This is a genomic window from Rhodanobacter lycopersici (genome assembly GCF_040812335.1).
GTDB classification, from domain to species: domain Bacteria; phylum Pseudomonadota; class Gammaproteobacteria; order Xanthomonadales; family Rhodanobacteraceae; genus Rhodanobacter_A; species Rhodanobacter_A lycopersici.
Genome location: NZ_JBFOHK010000001.1, coordinates 783,533 through 807,593, shown reverse-complemented (window position 1 = coordinate 807,593; position 24,061 = coordinate 783,533). Strand labels below are relative to the sequence as shown.

13 protein-coding genes are annotated in these 24,061 nt (G+C 67.1%); 6 read left to right on the top strand and 7 right to left on the bottom strand.

Annotated features, from left to right (window positions below):
* The first annotated feature begins 122 nt into the window (after positions 1-122).
* Complete coding sequence (locus tag ABQJ54_RS03710) at positions 123-1,283, top strand: acyl-CoA dehydrogenase family protein (RefSeq protein ID WP_367852917.1); 1,161 nt, start codon at positions 123-125, stop codon at positions 1,281-1,283.
* Between the two features lie 324 nt (positions 1,284-1,607).
* On the opposite strand, the gene ABQJ54_RS03705 is transcribed toward ABQJ54_RS03710, so the two are convergent.
* From ABQJ54_RS03705 to ABQJ54_RS03695, 3 genes are read right to left on the bottom strand one after another with little or no spacing between them, the layout of a single operon-like run.
* Positions 1,608-1,730 carry a hypothetical protein gene (locus tag ABQJ54_RS03705; protein ID WP_367852916.1) on the bottom strand — a complete coding sequence of 41 codons (123 nt, stop codon included), beginning with the start codon at positions 1,728-1,730 and terminating at the stop codon, positions 1,608-1,610.
* Position 1,731: 1 nt separating this feature from the next.
* Positions 1,732-4,911 carry a multidrug efflux RND transporter permease subunit gene (locus ABQJ54_RS03700; protein WP_367852915.1) on the bottom strand — a complete coding sequence of 1,060 codons (3,180 nt, stop codon included), beginning with the start codon at positions 4,909-4,911 and terminating at the stop codon, positions 1,732-1,734.
* Positions 4,912-4,923: 12 nt separating this feature from the next.
* Positions 4,924-6,111, bottom strand: coding sequence for an efflux RND transporter periplasmic adaptor subunit (locus ABQJ54_RS03695; RefSeq protein WP_367852914.1), 1,188 nt, complete (start codon positions 6,109-6,111; stop codon positions 4,924-4,926).
* 533 nt (positions 6,112-6,644) lie between these two features.
* Here ABQJ54_RS03695 and ABQJ54_RS03690 point away from each other — a divergent pair.
* From ABQJ54_RS03690 to ABQJ54_RS03680, 3 genes are all read left to right on the top strand, one after another.
* A complete protein-coding gene (locus ABQJ54_RS03690) occupies positions 6,645-11,576 on the top strand; it encodes an NAD-glutamate dehydrogenase (RefSeq protein WP_367852913.1) in 4,932 nt (1,643 codons plus the stop codon).
* 224 nt (positions 11,577-11,800) lie between these two features.
* Positions 11,801-12,562: an NAD kinase gene (locus tag ABQJ54_RS03685; RefSeq protein WP_367852912.1), complete on the top strand. Its 762-nt coding sequence runs from the start codon at positions 11,801-11,803 to the stop codon at positions 12,560-12,562.
* Between the two features lie 179 nt (positions 12,563-12,741).
* Positions 12,742-13,665, top strand: a complete 924-nt coding sequence (locus ABQJ54_RS03680; RefSeq protein ID WP_367852911.1) for a 5'-nucleotidase — start codon at positions 12,742-12,744, stop codon at positions 13,663-13,665.
* A 2-nt stretch (positions 13,666-13,667) separates the two neighbouring features.
* Here ABQJ54_RS03680 and ABQJ54_RS03675 read toward each other — a convergent pair whose 3' ends face one another.
* Positions 13,668-14,558 (bottom strand): aldo/keto reductase, encoded by an 891-nt coding sequence (locus ABQJ54_RS03675; RefSeq protein ID WP_367852910.1) that lies wholly within the window; start codon positions 14,556-14,558, stop codon positions 13,668-13,670.
* A gap of 178 nt (positions 14,559-14,736) precedes the next feature.
* On the opposite strand from ABQJ54_RS03675, the gene ABQJ54_RS03670 reads away from it, so the two are divergent.
* Together ABQJ54_RS03670 and ABQJ54_RS03665 are read left to right on the top strand one after the other, a co-directional pair.
* Complete coding sequence (locus tag ABQJ54_RS03670; protein WP_367852909.1) at positions 14,737-15,135, top strand: LiaF transmembrane domain-containing protein; 399 nt, start codon at positions 14,737-14,739, stop codon at positions 15,133-15,135.
* 38 nt (positions 15,136-15,173) lie between these two features.
* Positions 15,174-15,905 carry a sulfite exporter TauE/SafE family protein gene (locus tag ABQJ54_RS03665; RefSeq protein WP_367852908.1) on the top strand — a complete coding sequence of 244 codons (732 nt, stop codon included), beginning with the start codon at positions 15,174-15,176 and terminating at the stop codon, positions 15,903-15,905.
* On the opposite strand, the gene ABQJ54_RS03660 is transcribed toward ABQJ54_RS03665, so the two are convergent.
* The 3 genes from ABQJ54_RS03660 to ABQJ54_RS03650 form a co-directional block, all read right to left on the bottom strand.
* Complete coding sequence (locus ABQJ54_RS03660; RefSeq protein WP_367852907.1) at positions 15,902-17,383, bottom strand: efflux transporter outer membrane subunit; 1,482 nt, start codon at positions 17,381-17,383, stop codon at positions 15,902-15,904. The two genes, ABQJ54_RS03665 and ABQJ54_RS03660, sit on opposite strands and share 4 nt — an antisense overlap.
* Complete coding sequence (locus ABQJ54_RS03655) at positions 17,380-20,685, bottom strand: efflux RND transporter permease subunit (RefSeq protein ID WP_367852906.1); 3,306 nt, start codon at positions 20,683-20,685, stop codon at positions 17,380-17,382. Before ABQJ54_RS03655 ends, ABQJ54_RS03660 begins: the two co-directional genes overlap by 4 nt.
* Positions 20,686-20,941: 256 nt before the next feature.
* Positions 20,942-24,049 (bottom strand): efflux RND transporter permease subunit, encoded by a 3,108-nt coding sequence (locus ABQJ54_RS03650; RefSeq protein WP_367852905.1) that lies wholly within the window; start codon positions 24,047-24,049, stop codon positions 20,942-20,944.
* Positions 24,050-24,061: the final 12 nt, after the last annotated feature.

Here is a 24,061-nt window from a genome sequence, read left to right as displayed (position 1 = left end):
GCGTCGGGGCGCCTCGCCCAGCATGGACGGTCGCGTGCTCTGCTGCACTCGCACAAGGCATGCGCGTCGGCGCGGCTAAAATGAGCGGCTTTTCATCCCCGTTTCGTTACCGGAGTCCCCCCATGGATTTCAGCTTTACCGAAGACCAGTTGTCGATCCAGGCCATTGCCCGCGACTTCGCCCAGAGGCGCATCGCGCCGGTGGCGGCGGAACTGGATGCCAAGGGCGAGTTCCCGCTGGACAACATCCGCGAGATGGGCCAGCTCGGCCTGATGGGCATCGAGGTGCCGCACGAGTACGGCGGTGCGGGCCTGGACCCAGTGGGCTACGTGTTGGCGATGATCGAGATCGCCGCCGCCGATGCGGCCACCTCCACCGTGATGAGCGTGAACAATTCGCTGTTCTGCAATGGCATCCTGAAGCACGGCACCGAGGCGCAGAAGCAGAAGTACGTGCGCGCGATCGCGCAGGGCGAGGCGATCGGCGCGTATGCGCTGACCGAGCCGCAGTCCGGCTCCGACGCCTCCGCGATGCATACCCGTGCGCAGAAGAACGACGACGGCGACTGGGTGATCAACGGCAAGAAGAGCTGGATCACCTCGGGCCCGGTGTGCCGCTACATCGTGCTGTTCGCGATCACCACGCCGGGCATCGGTGCCAAGGGCGTGTCGGCCTTCATCATCGACACGCAGAAGCCGGGCTTCCACGCCGGCAAGACCGAACCCAAGCTCGGCATCCGCGCATCCGCCACCTGCGAGATCGAGTTCAACGACTACGTCTGCTCGAAGGACGATCTGCTGGGCCAGGAGGGCAAGGGCTTCTCCATCGCCATGGGCGTGCTCGACGCCGGCCGCATCGGCATCGCCTCGCAGGCGGTGGGCATCGCCCGCGCCGCCTACGAGGCCACGCTGCAGTGGTCGCGCGACCGCAAGGCCTTCGGCCACCCGATCGGCACGTTCCAGATGACCCAGGCCAAGATCGCCGACATGAAGTGCAGGCTCGATGCGGCGACGCTGCTGACGTTGCGTGCGGCGTGGACCAAGGGCCACACGGAAAAGAACGGCGGCCGCTTCGGTACCGAGGCCTCGGTGGCCAAGCTGGTCGCTTCGGAAGCGGCGATGTGGATCGCCCACCAGGCCGTGCAGATCCACGGCGGCATGGGCTACTCCAAGGAGATGCCGCTGGAGCGCTACTTCCGCGACGCCAAGATCACCGAGATCTACGAAGGCACCAGCGAGATCCAGCGCATCGTGATCGCGCGCAACGAGACGGGGTTGCGCTGAGCGCGCGGAGTGAGCTGGGAGAAGTGAGCGGGAGAGAAGGCTCACGCCTTTCCCTTTGTCCGCGAGCGGATTTGTAGGAGCGGCTTCAGCCGCGATCAATCGTTGCCGGTCGCGGCTGAAGCCGCTCCTACGGGTTTGCCGCGAGTATGCGGACACAAGAAGGCCCCGGCTTGCGCCGGGGCCTTTTGTATTTCAGGCGAATGACTTACTTGTTCAACTGACGCCAGCTTTTCTTGCTTTCCTCAATCTCCTGCCTGATTTCCTCTTGCTGTTCCTGTTTGGTCGGCAAAGTGAGTATCCCAAGAGCAAAGAGCACTGCACATATCAATACCGCCTCAATACCGCCGGCAAAGTTGGCAGGAGCTGGAATGCCAACTTTGCCAGCAGCGCCGCCAGAAAACCCAGGAACAGATTGAACTGCCAGGGCTTTCTGCGGAACCGTTTCATCTTAGTGTCCGCGCTGCGGATCGGAGTCGAACGACTGCATGTCCGTGCCCGAGGCCGGATGCGCCTTGCCGTCGCCGTCCAGCTTGTCGCCCAGCAGGCGCCGCACCACGATGTAGAACACCGGGATCAGCAGCACGCCGAGGAAGGTGGCGAACAGCATGCCGCCGATCACGCCGGTGCCGATCGCGTGGCGCGCGTTGGCGCCGGCGCCGGTGGAGATGAACAGCGGGAACACGCCGAGGATGAAGGCCAGCGAGGTCATCAGGATCGGGCGCAGTCGCAGGCGGGCCGCGTCGACGGTGGCCTCGCGCAGCGTGCGTCCGGCCTGCTGCTCGGCCACCGCGAACTCCACGATCAGGATCGCGTTCTTCGCCGCCAGGCCGATCACCGTGACCAGGCCGATCTTGAAGTAGATGTCGTTGGGCAGGCCGCGCAGCAGGGTGAACACCACCACGCCGAGCAGGCCCAGCGGCACCACCAGCAGCACCGATACCGGGATCGACCAGCTCTCGTACAGCGCGGCCAGCGCCAGGAACACGATGAAGATGGACAGCACCATCAGCAGCGTGGCGGCATTGCCGGAGAGGATTTCCTGGTAGGACTGGCCGGTCCAGTCGTAGCCGTAGCCCTTGGGCAGATCCTGGGTGACGATCTTCTGCATCTCGTTCATCGCCTCGCCCGAGGCGCGCCCCGGTGCGGGCGAACCCACGATTTCCACCGCGGAATAGCCGTTGTAGCGGGTCAGTGCGGGCGAGCCCATGTCCCACTTCGCCTGCACCACGTTGGAGAGCGGGATCATCGCCGGCGTACCGTCGGCGTTGGTCTGGGTGCTGCTGGGCGTGTAGAAGTGCTGCAGCGCGTCCGCACTCATGCGATAGGGCGCGTCGGCCTGCATGATCACGCGTTTCACGCGGCCGCCGTAGGTGAAGTCGTTCACGTACACCGGGGCCAGCATCAGGCTGACCGCGTTGTAGACGTCGCTCACCGACAGGCCCATCGACTGCGCCTGCACGCGATCCACCTTGAGGTCGAGCTGCGGCGCATCCTCCAGCGAGTTCGGGTGCACGCCGGTGAGCACCGGGTCCTGCGCGGCCTTGCCGAGCAGGATGTTGCGGGCCTGGGTGAGCGCGTCGCGGCCGAGGCCGGCGCGGTCCTGCAGGTACATGTCGAAGCCGCCGAACTGGCCCAGACCCTGCACCGTGGGGATGTTCACCACGAAGATGCGCGCATCACGGATCGAGAACAGCTCCATGTTGGCGCGCTGGATGAACTGCATCGCGGTGTCCTTGCGCTGGCTCCAGTCCTTCAGCTTGATGAAGGCCATGCCGGCGCTTTCACTGGAGCCCATGAAGCTGAAGCCGGTCACCTGCAGCACGCCTTCCACCGCCGGGTCTTTTTCGAGGATCGCGCGCATCTGCGCCATCACCTCGCCGGTGCGCTGCTTGGTGGCGCCCGGTGGCAACTGGATGATGGACAGCGCGTAGCCCTGGTCTTCCTCGGGCAGGAAGCTGCCGGGCAGGCGGGTGTACAGGAAGCCGGCGAGGATCGCCACCAGCACGAACACGGTCATCCAGCGCGGTGCGTGTTTCACCGCGCCGCCCACGTGACCGGTGTAGGTGCGCGTGGTCCACTCGAAGAACTCGTTGAACTTGCGGAAGATGATGTTCTTCTTCTTGTGATGCTCCGGCTGCAGGAAGCTGGCGCACAGCGCCGGCGTGAACGACAGCGCGAGGAAGGCCGAGAACAGCATCGACATCGCGATGGTCAGCGCGAACTGCTTGTAGATGATGCCCGAGGCGCCCGGCTGCAGCGCCGAGGGCACGAACACCGCCGCCAGCACCACGGTGATCGCCACCACCGCGCCTGTGATCTGGCCCATCGCCTTGCGCGTGGCCTCCTTCGGCGGCAGGTTCTCCTCGGTCATGATGCGTTCGACGTTCTCGATCACCACGATCGCGTCGTCCACCACGATGCCGATCGCCAGCACCATGCCGAACAGGGTCAGCTGGTTGATGGTGAAACCCAGCACCAGCATGCCGAGGAAGGTGCCCAGCAGGGCCACCGGGATCACCAGGGTGGGGATGATGGTGGCGCGGATGTTCTGCAGGAACAGCAGCATCACCAGGAACACCAGGATGATGGCCTCGATCAGCGTGTGCACCACCTCGTCGATGGAGATGTGCACGAAGGCGGTGCTGTCGTAGGGACTGAACCAGCTCACGCCCTGCGGGAAGCTGGGTGCCAGCTCGTCCATCTTCGCGCGCACCGCGGTGGACACGTCCAGCGCGTTGGCGCCGGGCAGCAGCATGATCGCGAACGCACCGATCGGCTTGCCGTCCCAGGTGGTGTCGAAGCCGTAGCTTTGCGGACCGAAGCTGATCTTGGCCACGTCGCCCAGCCTCACCGTGGTGCCGTCGGGGTTGGCGCGCAGGATGATGTTGGCGAACTGCTCGGGCGAGGTGAAGCGCCCCTCGGCGGACACCGTGGCGGTGAGGCCCTGGCCGGGCACGGCCGGGTCGGCGCCGACCGAACCGGCGGCGAACTGCACGTTCTGCGCCTGGACGGCCGCCATGACCTGGGTGGCCGACAGGTTGTAGCCCTGCAGCTTGTCCGGGTTCAGCCAGATGCGCATGGCGTACTCGGCGCCGAACTGCTGGGTGCTGCCCACGCCTGGCACGCGCGAGATCTGGTCCAGCACCTGCGAGGCCACGATGTCGTTGAGGCGGTCGCGGTTGATGCTCGGGTTGTCCGACTGCAGCGCCACCACCATCAGGAAGCCGGAGTTGGCCTTGGCCACCACCACGCCCTGCTGGGTCACTTCCGTGGGCAGGCGCGGCGTGGCCAGCGCCACCTTGTTCTGCACCTGCACCTGGGCGATGTCCGGGTTGGTGCCGGTTTCAAAGGTGAGCGTGATCTGCGAGTTGCCGTTGGCGCTGGACGAGGAGTTGAAGTACAGCAGGTGGTCGATGCCGGTGAGCTGCTGCTCGATCACCTGGGTGACGGTTTTCTCGGTGGTGTCCGCGCTGGCGCCGGGGTAGCTCGCGTTCACCACCACCTGCGGCGGCGCGATGTTCGGGTACGACTCCACGCCCAGGTTGAGGATCGCCAGCACGCCGCCCAGCGAGATCAGAATGGCTACCACCCAGGCGAAGATCGGGCGATCGATGAAGAAACTCGGCATGATCGCGCTCCGTTACTTGCCGGCTGCCGGCGCGGCAGCGCCTGCGGCGGCCTGCGGTTGCCATGGCGAGGCCTTGGCCGGTGCGCCGTCGCGCACGTTCTGCACGCCGGACACCACCACCTGGTCGCCGGCCGCGAGGCCGCTGGTGACCACCCAGTTGCTGCCGCTCATGCCGCCGGTGGCGACATCATGGCGCTTGACGTTGCCGTCGCTGCCGACCACGAACACGTAGGCGCCCACGGTATCGCGCAGCACGGCCGGTTGCGGCACCAGGAACACCTTGTGCTGTTCACCCAGCTTCGCCTTCAGCGTCACGTACATGCCGGGCAGCAGGCTGTGCTTGGGATTGGGAATCTGCGCGCGCAGGTTCATCGCGCCGGTGGACGGGTCCACCGTGGCCGCGGTGAAATCCAGCGTGCCCGGTTCGGCGTAGGTGCTGCCGTCGGGCATCGTCACCTGCACGGTGGCCTGGTTGGGCTGGGCGAGGGTGACGCCGCCACCGGTCTGCGCCTGGCGCAGCTGCTCCATGTCGGCCACGCTCATGGTGAAGTTCACGTACAGCGGGTCGATCTGGTCCACCGTGGTGAGCAGGGTCGCGCTGGCGCCGGTGTCGGCGGTGCCGTTGCCGACGATCGCCCCCTCGGTCACCTGCTGCTGGCCGGAGCGCCCGTCGATGGGCGACACCACCTTGGTATAGCCGAGATTGATCCGGGCGGTTTCCACGTTGGCCTGCGCCTGCTTCACGGCGGCGGCGGCGGTGCGCTCGGCGGCCTCGTCGCTGTCCAGCTGGGCGCGCGAAACGTAGCCCTGCGGGATGAGCGAGCGATCGCGCTCCGCGACCACGTGGGCGTTGGTGTAGGTGGCCTTGGCCGATGCGAGATTGGCAATGCTGGAGTCCAGCGCCGCCTGGTAGGGGGCGGCGTCGATTTCGAACAGCAACTGGCCCTTCTTCACGTCGGAACCCTCGACGTAGGTGCGCTTCAGCAGCACGCCGGACACGCGGGCGCGCACGTCGGCGCTACGGAAGGCCGACAGGCGACCGACCAGGTCCTTGGTCAGCGGCTCGCTCCGCGGCTGCACGGTGACCACGCCCACCTGCGGCGGCGGCATTTGCGGAGGGCCTTGCTCCTTCTTGCCGCAGGCGGTCAGGGCCAGCAGGCCGAGGCACAACGCGGGTGTGCGCAGGGACGGGGATTTCATGGGGACTCCGAAGCGTGCTGATCGTGATAAGGGGAGGGCCATCGCGATGGGAGCGCATCCAGCCTGCGTCCGGCGCAGAGCATGACGGCACAGCCACCTGCATGTCGTGTGTCAAAGGTTGAGCGCTGTCCGTGCTCCGTGTGGGCGGGCAGGGGCGTGCGGAGCGCTACTATACCGTACAGTTCACAATTTATTGAAGAGCTTGCGGGAAGGTTTCGCGGATGATCGGACCGACCCGCTGGCAAAGGGCTGGCGCATCGCGGCTCAAACAATCAAGACGACTTTGCGCAAACGGGCGGGACGTGACTGACGATGCGTGCCGCGATACCGCCGGTTTCCACTGCACGCAACGATGCGTTCACCGTGCATGGTCGCATGCTTGTCGTGATGGCGCGCACGCCACGCGGGGGTGCGGACGAACGGCGGTTCATGACGCTTTGCACAACGGTATCGCGGTGGATTCACCCTGACGCGAAGCGTATCCTTTTGGGGCTTTATCGCGTCACTTTCGTTTCCACTACACAGTAGATGCCATGAATGCCATTCGCGCAGCCCATGAAGTCCCGCTTCAGTCCGCCGTGTTCGAGGCTCTGAAGCAAGCCGGATTCCCCACCCAGCGCCTTGATGAGGCGCAATTTTTTATCGGCGCCTTCTTCGCGCGGGTCACGGAAGGCGACCGCGGTCTGCACACTCCGGCGCAATGGGCCACCCTGACCGGTGGCCTGCTGGACTTCATGCAGCAGCGCGCGCCGGGTCGCGCGGCCGTGCGCGTGCTGGACCCCGAGGCCGGCCATGCCGGTCACAGCTGGCTGCAGATCGTCACTGACGACATGCCGTTCCTGGTCGACACGGTGAGCATGGTGGTTGCGGACCGCCTGCAGATCCACGCGGTGATCCATCCGGTGCTGACGGTGCAGCGCGATGCCGGCGGCAAGCTGCTGGGCATCGGCGGCGAGTCGGGGGCGGCCGAATCGGTGATGCACTTCGAGATCGACCGCGTGGGCGATGCGAATGAACAGGCGCAGCTGGTCGCGCAGGTCGAGGCCGCGCTGGAGGACGTGCGCGTGGCGGTGGGCGACTGGGCGGCGATGCGCGACAAGGCGCTGGCGATCGCCGACGAACTGCCGCAGCGCAAGCCGGCGCTGGACGCGGCTTCGGCGCGCGAGGCCGGCGAATTCCTGCGCTGGATCGCCGCCGACAACTTCACCTTCTTCGGTTACCGCGAATACGAGGTGACCGATGCCGACGGCGAGCGCGTGCTGCGCGCGATCGAAAGCTCGGGCCTGGGCATCCTGCGCAAGAGCGAGCAGTCGCTGGCGCCGCGTTCGCTGAAGACGCTGGCGGCCAGCGAGCTGCCGCATTCCGGCGCGGTCGACGCGGTCATCCTGACCAAGACCAATGCACGCTCGCGCATGCATCGTCCCGGCTACATGGATTACATCGGCGTGCTCAAGTTCGACGCCGACGGCCGCGCCGTGTCCGAGCAGCGCTTCCTCGGCCTGTTCACCTCCAGCGCCTACATGGCGCGCCCGCAGGATGTGCCGCTGGTGCGGCACAAGGTGGAGGCAGTGCTGGCGCGCTCGTGCCTGAAGCGCGATTCGTACTCCGGCAAGTCGCTGCGTCACATCCTGGAAACGCTGCCGCGCGAGGAGCTGCTGCAGAGCAGCGAGGACGAGCTGTTCGCCATCGCCACCGGCATCCTGGAGCTGCGCCAGCGCGCGCACACGCGGCTGTTCATGCGCCGCGACCGCTACGCCCGCTTCTTCACCTGCCAGGTGTTCGTGCCGCGCGACCGCTTCAACACCTCGGTGCGCGAGCGCATCGAGGCGCTGCTGGGCGAGGCCCTGCATGCCGAGCAGATCGATTCCTCGGTGCTGCTGGGCGAGGCCGCGCTGGCGCGCCTGTATATCGTGCTGCGGCCGAAGATCGGCGACCAGCCCGCCTACGACCTGGCCACGCTGGAGCAGGGTGTGGCGGCGATCGTGCGCAACTGGCACGACGAGGTGCGCGACGCACTGGTGAAGCAGCGCGGCGAGCACGAGGGCGTGGTGCTGGCGAACCGCTACGCGCGCGTGCTGCCGCCCGGCTACATCGACGACGTGAGCCCGGCGGTGGCCGCCGAGGACGTGCATCAGCTGTCGCTGCTCGAAGGCGACAACGCCTTGCGCATGTCGTTCTACCACCCGCCGAAGGCGCCGGAGACGCTGCGTTTCAAGGTCTACCGTTCCGGCGGCGACATTGCGCTGTCCGAGGTGCTGCCGCAGCTGGAGAACCTGGGCCTGCGCGTGCTCACCGAGCACGTCTACGAGATTCCCGGCGACAGCGTGCCGCTGTCGATCCAGGACTTCGAGGTGCAGCCGGTGGGCAAGCTCACCTTCAGCGTGGAGCAGGTGGGCTCGCTGTTCGAGCATGCGTTCGAGCAGATCTGGCGCGGCAATGCCGAGAACGACGGCTTCAACCGCCTGGTGCTGGGCGCCCGGCTGAGCTGGCGCCAGGTGGCGATGCTGCGCGGCTACTGCAAGTACCTGCTGCAGGCCGGCAGCACGTTCTCGCAGTCCTACATGGAGGACACGCTGAACCGCTATCCGGCGATCGCCGGCCTGCTGGTGGAGCTGTTCCTGGCCAAGTTCGACCCGTGCCGCGAATCGCTGTCGGCCGACGAGCGCAAGATCGCCGCCGGACAGCTGCACGGCGAAATGTCGGTGTTGATCCCGGCGCACGTGCAGGCCGCGAACCCGGCACTGGTGGACGGCCTCGCCGCCACGCTGGCGCAGCCGCGCGCCGAGCAGGTCAAGACGATCGAGGGCGCGATCAACGTGCTGCTGGAGAACGTGGCCAGCCTGGACGAGGACCGCATCCTGCGCAGCTTCGTGGCAGTGATGCATGCCACCCTGCGCACCAGCTTCTTCCAGCAGTGGAACGGCGCGTACCGCGACTACATCAGCTTCAAGCTCGACTCGCACGCCGTGCCCGAGCTGCCGAAGCCGGTGCCGTACCGCGAGATCTGGGTGTGCGCGCCGCGCGTGGAAGGCATCCACCTGCGCTTCGGCCCGGTGGCGCGTGGCGGCCTGCGCTGGTCCGATCGCCGCGAGGATTTCCGCACCGAGGTGCTGGGTCTGGTGAAGGCGCAGATGGTGAAGAACACCGTGATCGTGCCGGTGGGCTCGAAGGGCGGCTTCTTCGTCAAGAAGCCGCCGCTGGGCGGCGACCGCGACGCGCAGCAGGCCGAGGGCATCGCCTGCTACAAGCTGTTCATCAACGGCCTGCTCGACATCACCGACAACCTGGTCGAGGGCAAGGTGGTGAACCCGCACAACGTGGTGCGCCACGATGCCGACGATCCCTATCTGGTGGTCGCTGCGGACAAGGGCACGGCCACGTTCTCCGACATCGCCAACGGCATCTCGATCGAACATGGCTACTGGCTGGGCGACGCGTTCGCCTCCGGCGGCTCCAACGGCTATGACCACAAGGGCATGGGCATCACCGCCAAGGGGGCGTGGGAGTCGGTCAAGCGCCACTTCCGCGCGCTGGGCCGCGACAGCCAGAGCGAGGACTTCACCTGCGTGGGCATCGGCGACATGTCCGGCGACGTGTTCGGCAACGGCATGCTGCTGTCGAAGCACATCCGGCTGGTGGCCGCATTCGACCATCGCCACGTGTTCATCGACCCGAACCCGGATGCGGCGCGCTCCTTCGTCGAGCGCGAGCGCATGTTCAAGATTCCGCGTTCGAGCTGGGACGACTACGACAAGTCGCTGATCTCCGCCGGTGGCGGCATCTGGCCGCGCAGCGCGAAGTCGATCCCGGTCTCGCCGGAGGCGCGCGCGGCGCTGGGCCTCAAGCCCGAGGTCACCCAGATGGCGCCGAACGAGCTGCTCAACGCCATCCTCAAGGCGCCGGTGGACCTGCTCTGGAACGGCGGCATCGGCACCTATGTCAAGGCCAGCAGCGAGACCCATGCCGACGCCCGCGACCGCGCCAACAACGGCCTGCGCGTGGACGGCGGCGAACTGCGCTGCAAGGTCGTCGGTGAGGGCGGCAACCTCGGCATGACCCAGAAGGGCCGCATCGAGGCGGCGCAGAAGGGCGTGCTGCTGAACACCGACTTCATCGACAACTCCGCCGGCGTGGACACCTCCGACCACGAGGTGAACATCAAGATCCTGCTCAACGATGCCGTGCACCGCGGCGAGCTGGGCGAGGCGGACCGCAACAAGCAGCTGGCCGCGATGACCGACGAAGTCGGCCAGCTGGTGCTGTGGGACAACTATCGCCAGAACCAGGCGATCACCCTGATGGAGCACCAGTCGGTGAAGCGCATCGGTTCGATGGCGCACTTCATCCGCACGCTGGAGGCCGAGGGCTCGCTGGATCGCCAGGTGGAGAACTTGCCGAGCGAGGCGGAGCTGACCGAGCGCAAGACGCGCGGCCAGGGCATGACCCGGCCGGAACTGTCGGTGCTGCTGTCCTACGACAAGATCCGCCTGTTCCAGCAACTGCTGGATTCCGACGTGCCGGAGGACCCGTACCTGTCCAAGGAACTGGTGCGCTATTTCCCCGCGCCGCTGCACGAGAAGTACGCCGCGCACATGCAGCGCCATCGCCTGAAGCGCGAGATCATCGCCACCGCGGTGACCAACTCCACGATCAACCGCATGGGCGCCACCTTCATGATGCGCATGCAGGAAGACACCGGCAAAGGCCCGGCGGCGATCGCCAAGGCCTACACCGCCGCGCGCGAGATCCTGGATGCGCGCGAGCTGTGGGCCGAGATCGAGGCGCTGGACAGCAAGGTGGCCGAGGGCACCCAGGTCGACGCGGTGATGCAGATCTGGTCGCTGCTGCGCCACATGACCCGCTGGCTGCTCAACCGTCCCGGCGGCACGCTGGAGATCGCCGCCAACGTCGAGCGCTACCAGGCCGGCGTGAGCGCGCTGCGCAAGGCGTTGCCGGAAGCGCTGACGCCGACCGGCAAGGGCGACTTCGCCAGCAGTCAGGAAAAGTGGGAAGGCCTCGGCCTGCCGGCCGGACTGGCCGTGCGGCTGGCGCGCCTGTCCGAACTGCGCGCCGCGCTGGACATGGTCGAGGTGGCGCAACAGAGCGGCCAGCCGATCGAGAAGGTCGCCGGCGTGTTCTACGAACTGGGCGAGGTGCTGGACCTGGAATGGCTGCGTGGCCAGATCGAGGCGCTGCCGGTGGAAGGCCACTGGCATGCGCAGGCGCGCGGTTCGCTGCTGGACGAGCTCACCCACCAGCATCGCGCGCTGGTCCAGCAGGTGCTGAAGCTGGCCGGCGGCAGCAAGGGCGCCTCGCCGGTGCAGGTCTGGCTGCAGCGCGACGACGCCACGCTGCAGCACACCCGCGGCATGCTGGCCGAGATCCTGACCCAGAACGCCGACTACCCGATCGCCTCGGTCGCGGTGCGCCGGCTGGCCCAGCTGGCGCAGGTGCCGGTGGGCTGAGAGGACCGGCCCATCTTTCTCCCTCTCCCCTTTGGGGCGCGCGGGGAGCGGCCATGGATGGCCGCAGCTTTGAGGAGCGAGGAGAGGGTTGGGGTGAGGGGCCGAGCTGGCAAAAGCCTCCATGCATGATCGAAGTCCCGGCTTGTCCGGGGCTTCGCTTTTACGGCATGTGCCAGCACTCCATGCAGTAAGCTCCCGGCATCCCCTACGGAGCCCGCTCACCCATGCGCTTCGCCTTCGTCGCCAGTGACACCAGCGTCGCCCAGCAGGCGTGGCGCAAGCTCGTGGAGCGTTACGGCGACGTGCCTGCGGAGCAGGCGGAGCTGATCGTGGCGCTGGGTGGCGACGGCTTCATGCTGCGCACCCTGCACGCGCATCTCGCGCTGGGCGTGCCGGTGTACGGCATGAAGCTGGGGCGCGTCGGCTTCCTGATGAACAAGCACAAGCTTGATGGCCTGCCCGAGCGGGTGGCGCGCGCGCATGCCGCCGAACTGTTCCCGCTGGAAATGCTGGTTACCGACGCGGCGGGCGGCACCCATCGCGCGCTGGCCTTCAACGAGGTCTCGCTGCTGCGCCAGAGCAACCAGGCCGCGCACCTGGAGGTGAAGCTCAACGAGACGGTGAAGCTGCCGAACCTGATCTGCGACGGCGTGATGGTGGCCACGCCGGCCGGCTCCACCGCCTACAACCTCTCCGCGCACGGCCCGATCCTGCCGCTGGACGCGAACGTGCTCGCGCTCACCCCGATCAGCCCGTTCCGCCCGCGCCGCTGGCGCGGTGCGATCCTGCCGCATCGCACCGAAGTCAGCCTGCGCGTGCTCGACCACGGCAAGCGCCCGGTCAGCGCCACCGCCGACTTCCACGAAGTGCGCGACGTGCGCGACGTGGTCGTGCGCCAGGCCGAAGGGCAGGGCGTGCGCCTGCTGTTCGATCCCGAGCACAACCTGGAGCAGCGCATCCTCGACGAGCAGTTCGCCGCGGACTGACCCGCCTTTTCTCCCTCTCCCCTGCAGGCAAGACTGGGTGAGGGGCGGCTTTTCGTAGGAGCGCACCCTGTGCGCGATTGATTTTGCTCCGATCGGAACAAAAAGCCATCGCGCACAGGGTGCGCTCCTACACAAAACCAATCTCACGCTGTGCGCGTGCCTTGCGCTAGATTGCCCCCATGTCCGAATCCACCGTCCACGCCCCCGCCTCCGCCACCGACAACCGCCTCGTCGTGGCGATCTCCTCGCGCGCGCTGTTCGACCTCGGCAACAGCCACGCGCTGTTCGAGCGCGAGGGACTGGACGCCTACCGCAGCTTCCAGATCGAGCACGAGGACGAGATCCTGAAGCCGGGCGTGGCCTTCCCGCTGGTGCAGAAACTGCTCGACCTCAACAAGCTGGCGGGTGACGTGCCGCCAGTGGAGGTGATCCTGCTCTCGCGCAACTCAGGTGACACCGGCCTGCGCATCTTCAACGCGATCCAGCACTACGGCCTGGAGATCAGCCGCGCCGCCTTCACCAGTGGTGCGCCCACTTCCGACTACATCGCGCCGTTCAAGGCCGACCTGTTCCTCTCCGCCAACGCCGAGGACGTGGGCCGCGCGCTCAAGGCCGGTGTGGCGGCGGCCACCATCCTGCCGAGCGTCGCGCCGCCGCGGATGAGCGAACAGCTGCGCATCGCCTTCGACGGCGACGCGGTGATCTTCGGCGACGAAGGCGAGCGCGTCTCGCGCGAGGAGGGGTTGGAGGCCTTCCACCGCAGCGAGACCGAGCATGCCGCCGAGCCGCTGTCGGTCGGTCCGTTCCGCGGCTTCCTCACCGCGCTGCACCGGTTGCAGGCTGCGTTTCCCGCGGAGAACTCGCCGATCCGCACCGCCCTGGTCACCGCGCGTTCCGCGCCCGCGCACAAGCGCGTTATCCTCACCCTGCGCCGCTGGGGCGTGCGCATCGACGAAGCGCTGTTCCTCGGCGGCCGCGACAAGGGCCCCTTCCTCGACGCCTTCGGCGCCGACATCTTCTTCGATGACTCGCCGGCCAACGTGGAATCCGCGCGCAAGCACGTGGCCACAGGACATGTGCCGCACGGGGTGAGCAACCACTGACTTCAGGGCACCGGATGGCCTTTGCTGGCCGTCCAGATCGCGTACCAGTCTTCGGTATCCAGCGAAACGTTCAGTGCGGCGACTGCCTCGCGCAAGCCGTCAATGCGGCCCGTGCCGGTGATCGGGCGTGGTCGCGAAGGATGGCGCAGCACCCAGGCGTAGGCCAGGGTGGCGAGGCTGGTGCCGAGGCGTGCGGCGATGGCCTCCATTTCGGCGCGCACGCGCACGGCCTGTTCGTCCTCGCCGGTGAACAGGCGGCCGCCGGCCAGCGGTGACCAGATCATCGGACGCAGGCCGAGTTGCTGCGCCTGGTCCAGCGTGCCGTCGTCCAGCGCATCCATCTGCAGGGGCGAGAGTTCGAGCTGGTTGGTCGCGAGCAGGTGGTACTGGTTGAGCAGGGCGAACTGGCTGGTCGAATGATTGGACACGCCCCAGTGTGCCACCTTGCCTTCATGGGTGAGCGCCGCGAACGTTTCCGCCAGCGCGGCGGCATCCATCAGGTAATCGGGGCGGTGGATCAGCACCAGGTCCAGCTGTTCGGTGCGCAGCTTGCGCAGCGACTGCTCGACCTGCGCGCGCACGTAGGCCGCCGAGGTGTCGTAGTGATTCACCCGGTAAGGGCGTTGCGCCGAACGCAGGCGGATGCCGCACTTGCTCACCAGTTGCATGCGTTGGCGCAGCGCCGGGGCTGCCTGCAGTGCCTCGCCGAACAGGGCCTCGGCCTGGTAGTCACCGTAGATGTCCGCGTGGTCGAAGCTGGTGATGCCCAGTTCCAGCGCCTGCTCGATCCATCGCACGCGCGCCTGCACGGACAGGTTCCAGCTGGCGATGCGCCACAGGCCGGCGATGATGGGGGAGAGTTCCAGTGCGGATGAGGCGCGGGCGATCGTCATGCTTGGCTCGTTCGGGGATATGGCCCGGCCATCATGCAGCATCGAAACAAAGCGCGGAATGGGCGTGGGTCGGTGAGTCCGAAGGGGTGATTCGCTCAGTCGTTTCGGGTGACGCCTGTCACTGGTTGCGCCACGGGCCGTGTCCTACCGTAACGCCATCTTGGGGAGGATAACGACGATGACGGACAACGAAACGAATACCGGAACGAACACTGTTGCGCGGCATAGCCATCGCATCATCCCGGCACTGCTGGTGGTTGGAGTGGGCGTGATCTTCCTGTGCGGCAACCTGGGCGTGCAGTTTCCCTTCCTCAACTGGGCTAACTGGTGGGCGTGGTTCATCCTGCTCGGCGCGGTGTGGCCGCTGTCCGAGGCCTGGGAGCGCTACCGCACCGTCGGTACGGTGGATGGCGCGGTGGCGCACTCGCTGCTGAACGCACTCGCCATCGTGATGGTGGCGGTGATCTTCATCCTCGACCTGTCCTGGGGCACGTGGTGGCCGCTGTTCGTGATCTACGGCGGCGTGTGCATGCTGGTGCGCGAGCCCCGGCGCCGGGACAGGAACGAGGTGCGGTAATCTCGCTGTCTCCCTCGTTCCATGCCACTGGAGTGCCGGTGCTGATTGCCGTCCTGACGATACTGTTCATCGCCAGCTTCATCCGTTCGGCTTTCGGTTTCGGCGAGGCTCTGATCGCGGTGCCGCTGCTGGCGTTTGCGATGCCGGTGGATACGGCGGCGCCGATTGCCGCACTGGTTTCGATCACGGTGGCGATCGTGGCCATCGCGCAGGACTGGCGGCACATCCATTTCCGCAGCGCGGGCCGCTTGTTCCTTGCCACCGCGGTAGGCACGCCGCTCGGCCTGTGGGCACTGCACGCGCTGGACGAGCATCTGGTGAAGATGGTGCTCGGTGCGGTGGTGATGGCGTTCTCGGTGTTTGCCCTGATGCGCCATCGGCAGGCGGCATTGCACGACGACCGTCATGCGTGGATCTTCGGTTTCGGCGCGGGCGTGCTTGGCGGTGCGTACGGCATGAACGGGCCGCCGCTGGTGGTGTACGGCGCGTTGCGCGGCTGGTCGCCGCGGCATTTCCGCGCCACGCTGCAGGGCTATTTCCTGCCGGCCAGCGTGATGACCATGGCCGGCTACGGCCTGACCGGCCTGTGGACGCCCACCGTGACCCGCGACTACCTGCTGGCCTTGCCGGCGGTGCTGGCCGCCACGCTGCTGGGCCGCATGCTCAACAGGCGGCTGAGCGGCCAGGTCTTCGTGCGTTGCCTGCACGCCGGCCTGGTGCTGATCGGTGCGATGCTGCTGTTGCAGTCGCGGGGCTGGCTGGGCGGTTAGCGTCTGGCTCCGGCCTGCGGTGCGGCGCTCAGCTGATCCGCCGACCAGCCACCGCCCAGGTCGCCGATCAGCGACACCGTGTCGAGCAGGCGCTGCTGGCGCACGTTCAATGCATCCTGCTGGGTGCTCAGCTGGGTGGCGCGGGCGGTGGCCGCGGTGGTGTAGTCGACGGTGCCGGCCTGGTATTCGTTGAGCGCGATCTCGGCACCGCGGGTGGCGTCGCGCACGGCGTCGTCGAGCACGCCGGCCTGCCGGGTGAGGATATGCAGACCGGAGAGGTCGTCCTCCACGCCTTGCAGCGCAGTCAGTACGGTACCTCGGTAGTTGGCCACCGCGGCCTCGTAATTGGCCTTGGCCGCGGCGACCTCGCCATGGCGTTCACCGCCATCGAACAGCGTTTCGCCGACGTCGGCGCCCAGCGACCAGACATGGTTGGCCACATGCAGCAGGCCTGCCAGCGGCGATTGCGAGAAACCGTCCGCGGCCGACAGCGAGAGGCTAGGGTAGTAGGCCGCCACGGCGACGCCGATCGCGGCGTTCTGGGCGGCCATCTGGCGCTCGGCGACGGCGATGTCGGGCCGGCGCTGCAGCAGGGTCGAAGGCATGCCCAGCGGCACCCCGGGCAGCGTCGGCAGCGTGCCGTCGTGCGGAATCTGCAGATCCTCCGGATTCTTGCCGACCAGCACCGCGATGGCATGGACGTACTGCGCGCGGGCAATGCCCAGCGCGAGCAGGCTGGACTGGGCGTTCTCCAGCTGGGTGCGTGCGCTGATCAGGTCGGAAGGCGGCACGGTGCCGGCTGCCGCCTGGTTGCCCACCACGCGCAGGTACTCCTTGAAGGCGTCGACGGTCTGCTGCAGCAGGTCGATGCTGGCGTCGGTCACCCGCAGCTCGATCACCGCGCTGGCCAGCGCGGTCTGTTCGGACAGCGTGGCATTGGCCAGGGTGGCCGCGCTGGCCTGCGCGTTCGCCTTGTTCTCCTGCAGGGTACGGCGCACCTTGCCCCACAGGTCCGGCGCCCAGCTCACGTTGCCTTCCAGCGAACCGGAGGTGCTTATCGGGCTCAAGCGGCTTGCGCCGCTGCTGGTGGTGCTGGTGGCGCCGATGGCCGAGCGCTGCCTGTTGCCCGAGCCGCTGATGCCGATGGTGGGGAACAGCGCGCTGCGCGCCACCTGCACCTGGGCCAGTGCCGCCTGGTAGTTGGCGTAGCTCTGGCGCACGGTCTGGTTGGAAACCGACACCTGCGGTTCCAACTGGTTCAGCAGCGGATCGTTGAACATCGTCCACCAGTCGCCCTTGGGCGCGGCCGCGGCCGGCGCGGCCGCCGTCCAGCCGGGCAGGGGCTGGTACTGCGCGGGCATCGCCACCGCCGGGCGGTGGTAGTCCGGGCCGACCATGCAGCCGCCGAGCAGCAGGGTCAGCGTGGCGGCCAGCATGCCGCGGGGATGGGTCACGCGGGAGAGCAGCTTGGTGTTCATGCGCTTGCGTCCGATCGGTTCCACGGCAGGGTGGCGGACCACGCGGCGAGCCTGACGCGCACGCGGTCGAAGTAGAGGTAGATCACTGGCGTGGTGTACAGGGTGAAGACCTGGCTGAGGATCAGGCCGCCCGCCACGGTGATGCCCAGCGGCTGGCGCAGCGAGGCGCCCTGGCCGATGCCGATGGCCAATGGAACGGCGCCCAGCACGGCGGCGGCGGTGGTCATCATGATCGGGCGCAGGCGCACCACGGCGGCGTCGTGAATCGCCTTGCGCGGCTCGTAGCCTTCGTCGCGCTGCAGGTGGATGGCCACGTCGATCATCATGATCGCGTTCTTCTTGACGATGCCGATCAGCAGGATGATGCCGATCATCGCGATCACCGAGAACGGCGTGCCGAAGATCAGCAGCGCCAGGGTGGCGCCGATGCCCGCGGAGGGCAGGGTGGAGAGGATGGTGACGGGGTGCACGGTGTTCTCGTAGAGCATGCCCAGCACGATGTACACCGCCACCAGCGCGGCGAGGATCAGCAGCGGCATGGTGGACATCGACTGCGAGTAGACCTGCGCCGCGCCCGCGGTGGCGCCGCGGATGGACGCCGGCATGTGGATGGCCTGCTCGGCCTGGTCGATGGCCAGCAGCGCCTTGCTCAGCGAACCGCCTGGCGGCAGGTTGAACGAGATGGTGGTGGCGACCAGCCCGCTCTGGTGGTTGACCTGGGTGGGCGTGTGGTCGCTGGTGTAGGTGGCCAGCGCCGGGAACGGCACCATCGTCTCGGTCGCCGTGCTGTCCGCGCTGCCGCTGGAGGCGCCGCCCCTGGCGTTGGCGATGGCGTTGGTGAGCAGGTTGGCTTCGGCGTTGGCATTGTTCGCGTTGGTGCTGGAGGCCGCACCCGACGAGGCGGTGACCGCCGACACGGTTTGCGTCGCCTTGACCAGGTTGCCGGACATCTGCGTCTGCTCGGTACCGCTGGCGACGCCGGCCGTGCCGCTGAAGCGCATGCGGTCGAGCATCTGCGGGTACTGCCAGTACGGCGGCGCCACTTCCATCACCACGTAGTACTGGTTCAGCTCGTTGTACACGGTGGAGACGGTGCGCTGGCCGAACGCGTCGTACAGCACGCTGTCGAGCTGGGTCGGCGTGAAGCCGTAGCGCATCATGGTGGCGCGGTCGAAGTTGATGTCGATCTGCAGGCCATGCTGCTGCAGGTCCGAGTTCACGCTGGTGAGCTGGTCGCGGTACTTGCCCAGTTCGTCCACCAGCTTGGGCACCCACTGGTACAACTGGTCGGCGTCGTCGCCGGTCAGCGTGTACTGGTATTCGGCGGCGGACTGCCGGCCGCCGATGTGCAGATCCTGCGCGGCCTGCAGGAACAGGCGCGCACCGGTGATCCGGCTGAGCTTGGGCCGCAGGCGTTCGACCACCTGCGCGGCGGAGATCTTGCGCTCTGCCAGCGGCTTCAGTTCCACGAACACGCTGGCGCTGTTCAGCGAACGGCCGCCGGTGAAGCCCGCCACCGAGGCTACCGCCGGGTCCTTCCCCACGATGGATTGCAGTTGCTCCAGCTTCTGTTCCATCGCCTGGAACGAGATGCTCTGGTCGGCGATGACCGAGCCCATCAGGATGCCGTTGTCCTGCTCCGGGAAGAAGGTCGAGGGCAGCAGCTTGAACAGCACGACGTTCAGCGCGATCAGGCCGATCAGGGTGAGGCCGACCAGCAGCGCATGGTCGAGCACGGCGGTGAGCGAACGCGAGTAGGCCTGCTTGAAGCGCTCGAATTGCCGCTCGTACCACAGCGCCCAGCGTGCCTTGGAATGCAGGGCCTTGCGGTTGAGCACGAACGCGGCCAGGGTCGGCGTGATGGTGAGCGAGATCACCATCGAGAACAGGATCGCCACCGACAGCGTCACCGCGAACTCGTGGAACAGCAGGCCGATGATGCCGGGCATCAGCAGGATCGGGGTGAACACCGCGATCAGCGACAGGCTCATCGAGATCACCGTGAAACTGACCTCGGCACTGCCGCGCATGGCCGCCTCGCGTACCTCCATGCCCGCTTCCACGTGGCGCACGATGTTCTCCAGCACCACCACCGCGTCGTCCACCACGAAGCCGGTGCCTATGGTCAGCGCCATCAGCGACAGGTTGTCGATGCTGTAGCCCATCAGGTACATCGGCCCGAACGTGCCGACGATCGACAGTGGCAGCGCCACCGCGGGAATCAGGATCGCCCGCGGCGACTGCAGGAACACGAACACCACGCCGATCACCAGCAGCACCGCGATGAACAGCGTGCGTTCGGTGTCGTTGACCGCGCCGTGCACCGACACGGAACGATCCAGCGCGACGTCGGCGTGGATGCCTGCCGGCAGCGCCGCCTCGATGGACGGAAGCACATCCCTGATCTCGCCCACCGTCTTGACGATGTTGCCGCCGGGGCGCGGGAACACGATGACCAGCACCGCCGGCTTGCCGTTGTAGAGGCCCATGTTGCGGATGTTCTCCGCCGAATCCTGCACGTCGGCCACGTCGCGCAGCAGCACCGGCGCGTTGTTGCGGTAGGCCACCACCAGGTCGCGATAGGGAGCGGCCTTGCTGATCTGGTCGTTGGAGGTGACCTCGTAGCGCAGGCCGTTCTGGTCGATGTGACCCTTGGCGCTGTTCGCGTTCGCGGCGCTGATCGCCGCGCGCACGTCCTCCAGGCCGATGCCGTAGCTGTTGAGCTTGTCCGGCTGCAGCTCCACGCGCACCGAGGGCAGGGCGCTGCCGCCCAGGGTGATCTCGCCCACGCCGTCGATCTGCGACAGCTGCTGCTGGATCACCGAGTCGGCCGAATCGTAGAGCTGGGCGCGGGTCAGCGTGTCCGAGGTCAGCGCCAGGATCATGATCGGCGTGTCGGCCGGGTTGTACTCGCGATACGTCGGATTGCCACGCAAGGTGGAAGGCAGGTCCGCACGTGAGGCCTGGATCGCCGCCTGCACGTCTCGCGCGGCGCCGTTGATGTCGCGGTCCAGGCCGAACTGGATGACGATCCTGGCCGAACCGACCGAGCTGGTCGAAGTCATCTCGTTGACGTCGGCGATGGTGCCGAGGCGCCGCTCCAGCGGCGCGGTCACGGTGGAGGCCATGATGTCCGGGCTGGCGCCCGCCATGGTGGCCTGCACCACCACTACCGGATAGGTCACGTTCGGCAGCGGTGCCACCGGCAGGTGGAAATACGCCAGCAGGCCGGACAGCAGGATGGCGACCGCCAGCAGGGTGGTCGCCACCGGTCGCCGGATGAACAGGCCGGGGATGCTCATACGCGTTCACCCGCTGCTTTACCCCCTCTACCCTCCGGGGAGAGGGTCGGGGTGAGGGGCCGGTCTTGCGCAGATGCCTGTACGCAGCGTCGACGCATCGGCCATGAACCTGCATTTAAGCCATGCGGGGCATGGCCAGCCCGGCCCCTCACCCCAGCCCTCTCCTCGCTCCTCAAGGCTGCGGCCATCCATGGCCGCTCCCCGCGTGCCCCAAAGGGGAGAGGGGGATGATCATGGCGGGTGGGGGCGCGCGCGATCACGCTTCACCACCTTCCGCTTCCAGCGCCGGCGCGGGCCGCAGGCGCTGCGCCAGCCGGTCGAAGAACAGGTAGATCACCGGCGTGGTGAACAGGGTCAGCAACTGGCTGAGCGCGAGGCCGCCGATGATCGCCAGGCCCAGCGGGCGACGCAGCTCCGAACCGGTGCCGGTGCCCAGCAGCATCGGCAGCGCGCCGAGCATCGCCGCCAGTGTGGTCATCAGGATCGGCCGGAAGCGCAGCAGCGAGGCCTCGAAGATCGCCTCCGCCGGCGGCTTGCCGTGCTCACGTTCCGCCACGAGGGCGAAGTCCACGATCATGATCGCGTTCTTCTTCACGATGCCGATCAAGAGCACGATGCCGATGATGCCGATCACGTCCAGGTCGGCGCGGGCGACCATCAGCGCCAGCAGCGCACCGATGCCGGCCGAGGGCAGGGTGGAAAGAATCGTCACTGGGTGGATGAAACTCTCGTACAGCACGCCGAGCACGATGTAGACGGCCACCAGCGCGGCGATCAGCAGATAGACCTCGCTGGACAGCGAATCCTGGAAGGCTGCTGCCGCGCCCTGGAACGAGGATTCGATCGAGGACGGCAGGTGCGCCGCCTGTTCGGCTTGCGTGATCTCGTCCACCGCCGTGCTCAGCGAGGCGCCCTGCGCGAGGTTGAACGAGATGGTGGTGGACGGGAACTGCGCGAGGTGGCTGACTACCAGCGGCGACTTGCTCACCTGGATCTGCGCGATGGCGCCCAGCGGCACCTGGCCGCTGCTGCTGGTCTGGCTTGGCAGGTACAGGTTGCCCAGCGATTGCAACGTGGGCAGGCTCTCCGGCTTGGCCACCAGGATCACGCGGTACTGGCTGGACTCGTCGAAGATCGTCGAGACGATGCGCTGGCCCAGCGCGTCGTACAGCGCGTTGTCGATGGTCGCCGCGGTGATGCCGTAGCGCGCCGCCAGCTGGCGGTTCACTTCCACGTTCACGCTGAGGCCGTTGTTGTTGAGGTCGCTGGTGACGTCGACAATGGACTTGATGTTCTTCATGCGCGAGAGCAGGGCCGGCACGTATTGCTGCAGGGCGGCCTGGTTCGGGCCACGCAACACGAACTGGTACTGGTTCGGCGACACCGTGGTGTCCAGCGTCAGGTTCTGCTCCGGTTGCAGGAACAGCTTGATGCCGGGCACGTTCGCGGTTTCCTGCTGGATGCGGCGCGCGATCTGCTGGGCGGTTTCCGAGCGATCGTCGCGCGGCTTCAGGTTGATCAGGAAACGGCCGTTGTTGAGCGTGATGTTGGTGCCGTCGATGCCGACGTAGGAAGTGAGGCTGGTGACCTCGGGATCCTTGAGGATGGCCTCGGCCAGCGCCTGCTGGCGCTCCACCATGGTGTCGTAGGACACCGAGTTGTCGGCGGTGCTGATGCCCTGCAGCACGCCCACGTCCTGCACCGGGAACAGGCCCTTGGGGATCACCACATACAGCACGATGGTCAGCGCCAGCGTGGCCAGGAACACCAGCAGCGTGGTGGTCTGGTGCCTCATCACCACGACGAGGCCGCGGCGGTAGGCGTCCAGCAGCTTGTCGAACAGGCCTTCGCTGATCCGCTCGAAGCGGCTGGGGTGGCGGTCGTGCTGTGCCTTGAGGATACGCGCGCACATCATCGGCACCAGGGTCAGCGACACCACGGCGGAGAGCACGATGGTGACTGCGAGCGTGACCGCGAACTCGCTGAACAGGCGCCCGATCACGCCGCCCATGAACAGCAGCGGGATCAGCACCGCGATCAGCGACACGGTCAGCGACAGGATGGTGAAGCCGATCTGGCCGGCGCCTTCCAGCGCGGCTTCCAGCGGCGTCCTGCCTTCCTCCAGGTAGCGCACGATGTTCTCGATCATCACGATCGAATCGTCCACCACGAAACCGGTGGCGATGATCAGCGCCATCAGCGAGAGGTTGTCGATGGAATAGCCGAGCTTGTACATCACCGCCAGCGTGCCGATCAGCGATACCGGCACGGAGATGCTCGGGATGATGGTGGCGGGCAGGTTGCGCAGGAACACGAAGATCACCAGCACCACCAGCGCGATCGCCAGCACCAGCTCGAACGCGGCGTCGGACACCGAGGAGCGGATCACGCCGGTACTGTCGTTGACGATGCTGATCTTCATGCCGGCAGGCAGGGTGGCTTCCAGCGCGGGCAGTTCCTGCGTGATGCGATCCACCGTCTCGATCACGTTGGCGCCCGGCTGGCGCTGCACGTTGAGCACGATGGCCTGCGTGGTGTTGTACCAGGCGCCCAGTTCCTTGTTCTGTGCGGCCTGCGTCACGTGGGCGACGTCGCGCAGGAACACCGGCGCGCCGTTCTGGTAAGAGACCACCGTGTCGAGGTAGCCCTGCGGGTTCTGGATCTGGTCGTTGCCGTTGATCGTGTAGTCCAGCTTCGGGCCGTCGAAATTGCCCTTGGGCTGGCTGACGTTGACGTTGGCGATCAGCGAACGCAGGTCGTCGATGTTGAGGCCGTAGGCGGCCAGCTTGTGCGGATCCGCCTCGACGCGAACCGCCGGCACGTTGCCGCCGGCGGCGCTGACCAGGCCCACGCCGGGCACTTCGGAGATCTTGGTGGCGAGGCGGTTGTTGGCGGCGTCCTGCAACTGGGGCAGCGACATCGAGTTCGAGGTCACCGCCAGCGTGAGGATGGGCTGGTCGGCCGGGTTCACCTTGGCGTAGGTGGGTGGCGCGGGCAGGCCGCTGGGCAGCAGGCTGTTGGCGGCATTGATCGCCTCCTGCACGTTCTGCTCGGCCACGTCGAGGTTGAGCGAGAGATCGAACTGCAGCGTGATGACCGACGCGCCGGCGGAACTGCTCGACGTCATCTGCTGCAGGCCGGGGATCTCGCCCAGCTGCACTTCCAGCGGCGCGGTCACCGTGGTCGCCATCACCATGGGGCTGGCGCCGGGGTAGAAGGTCTGCACCTGGATCGTCGGGTAGTCCACGTCAGGCAACGAGGACACCGGCAGGAAGCGCACCGCGACCAGGCCCACCAGCACCATGGCGATCATCAGCAGCGCCGTCGCCACCGGACGGAGCACGAACGGTCGAGAAATGTTCATCGCTTGTGCGCC

What these genes read in the sequence shown, in the direction of transcription:
- ABQJ54_RS03710 (WP_367852917.1), top strand. Translation starts at nt 123, where the DNA reads ATGGATTTCAGCTTTACCGAAGACCAGTTGTCGATCCAGGCCATTGCC.
- ABQJ54_RS03705 (WP_367852916.1), bottom strand. Translation starts at nt 1,730, where the DNA reads ATGAAACGGTTCCGCAGAAAGCCCTGGCAGTTCAATCTGTTCCTGGGT.
- ABQJ54_RS03700 (WP_367852915.1), bottom strand. Translation starts at nt 4,911, where the DNA reads ATGCCGAGTTTCTTCATCGATCGCCCGATCTTCGCCTGGGTGGTAGCC.
- ABQJ54_RS03695 (WP_367852914.1), bottom strand. Translation starts at nt 6,111, where the DNA reads ATGAAATCCCCGTCCCTGCGCACACCCGCGTTGTGCCTCGGCCTGCTG.
- ABQJ54_RS03690 (WP_367852913.1), top strand. Translation starts at nt 6,645, where the DNA reads ATGAATGCCATTCGCGCAGCCCATGAAGTCCCGCTTCAGTCCGCCGTG.
- ABQJ54_RS03685 (WP_367852912.1), top strand. Translation starts at nt 11,801, where the DNA reads ATGCGCTTCGCCTTCGTCGCCAGTGACACCAGCGTCGCCCAGCAGGCG.
- ABQJ54_RS03680 (WP_367852911.1), top strand. Translation starts at nt 12,742, where the DNA reads ATGTCCGAATCCACCGTCCACGCCCCCGCCTCCGCCACCGACAACCGC.
- ABQJ54_RS03675 (WP_367852910.1), bottom strand. Translation starts at nt 14,558, where the DNA reads ATGACGATCGCCCGCGCCTCATCCGCACTGGAACTCTCCCCCATCATC.
- ABQJ54_RS03670 (WP_367852909.1), top strand. Translation starts at nt 14,737, where the DNA reads ATGACGGACAACGAAACGAATACCGGAACGAACACTGTTGCGCGGCAT.
- ABQJ54_RS03660 (WP_367852907.1), bottom strand. Translation starts at nt 17,383, where the DNA reads ATGAACACCAAGCTGCTCTCCCGCGTGACCCATCCCCGCGGCATGCTG.
- ABQJ54_RS03655 (WP_367852906.1), bottom strand. Translation starts at nt 20,685, where the DNA reads ATGAGCATCCCCGGCCTGTTCATCCGGCGACCGGTGGCGACCACCCTG.
- ABQJ54_RS03650 (WP_367852905.1), bottom strand. Translation starts at nt 24,049, where the DNA reads ATGAACATTTCTCGACCGTTCGTGCTCCGTCCGGTGGCGACGGCGCTG.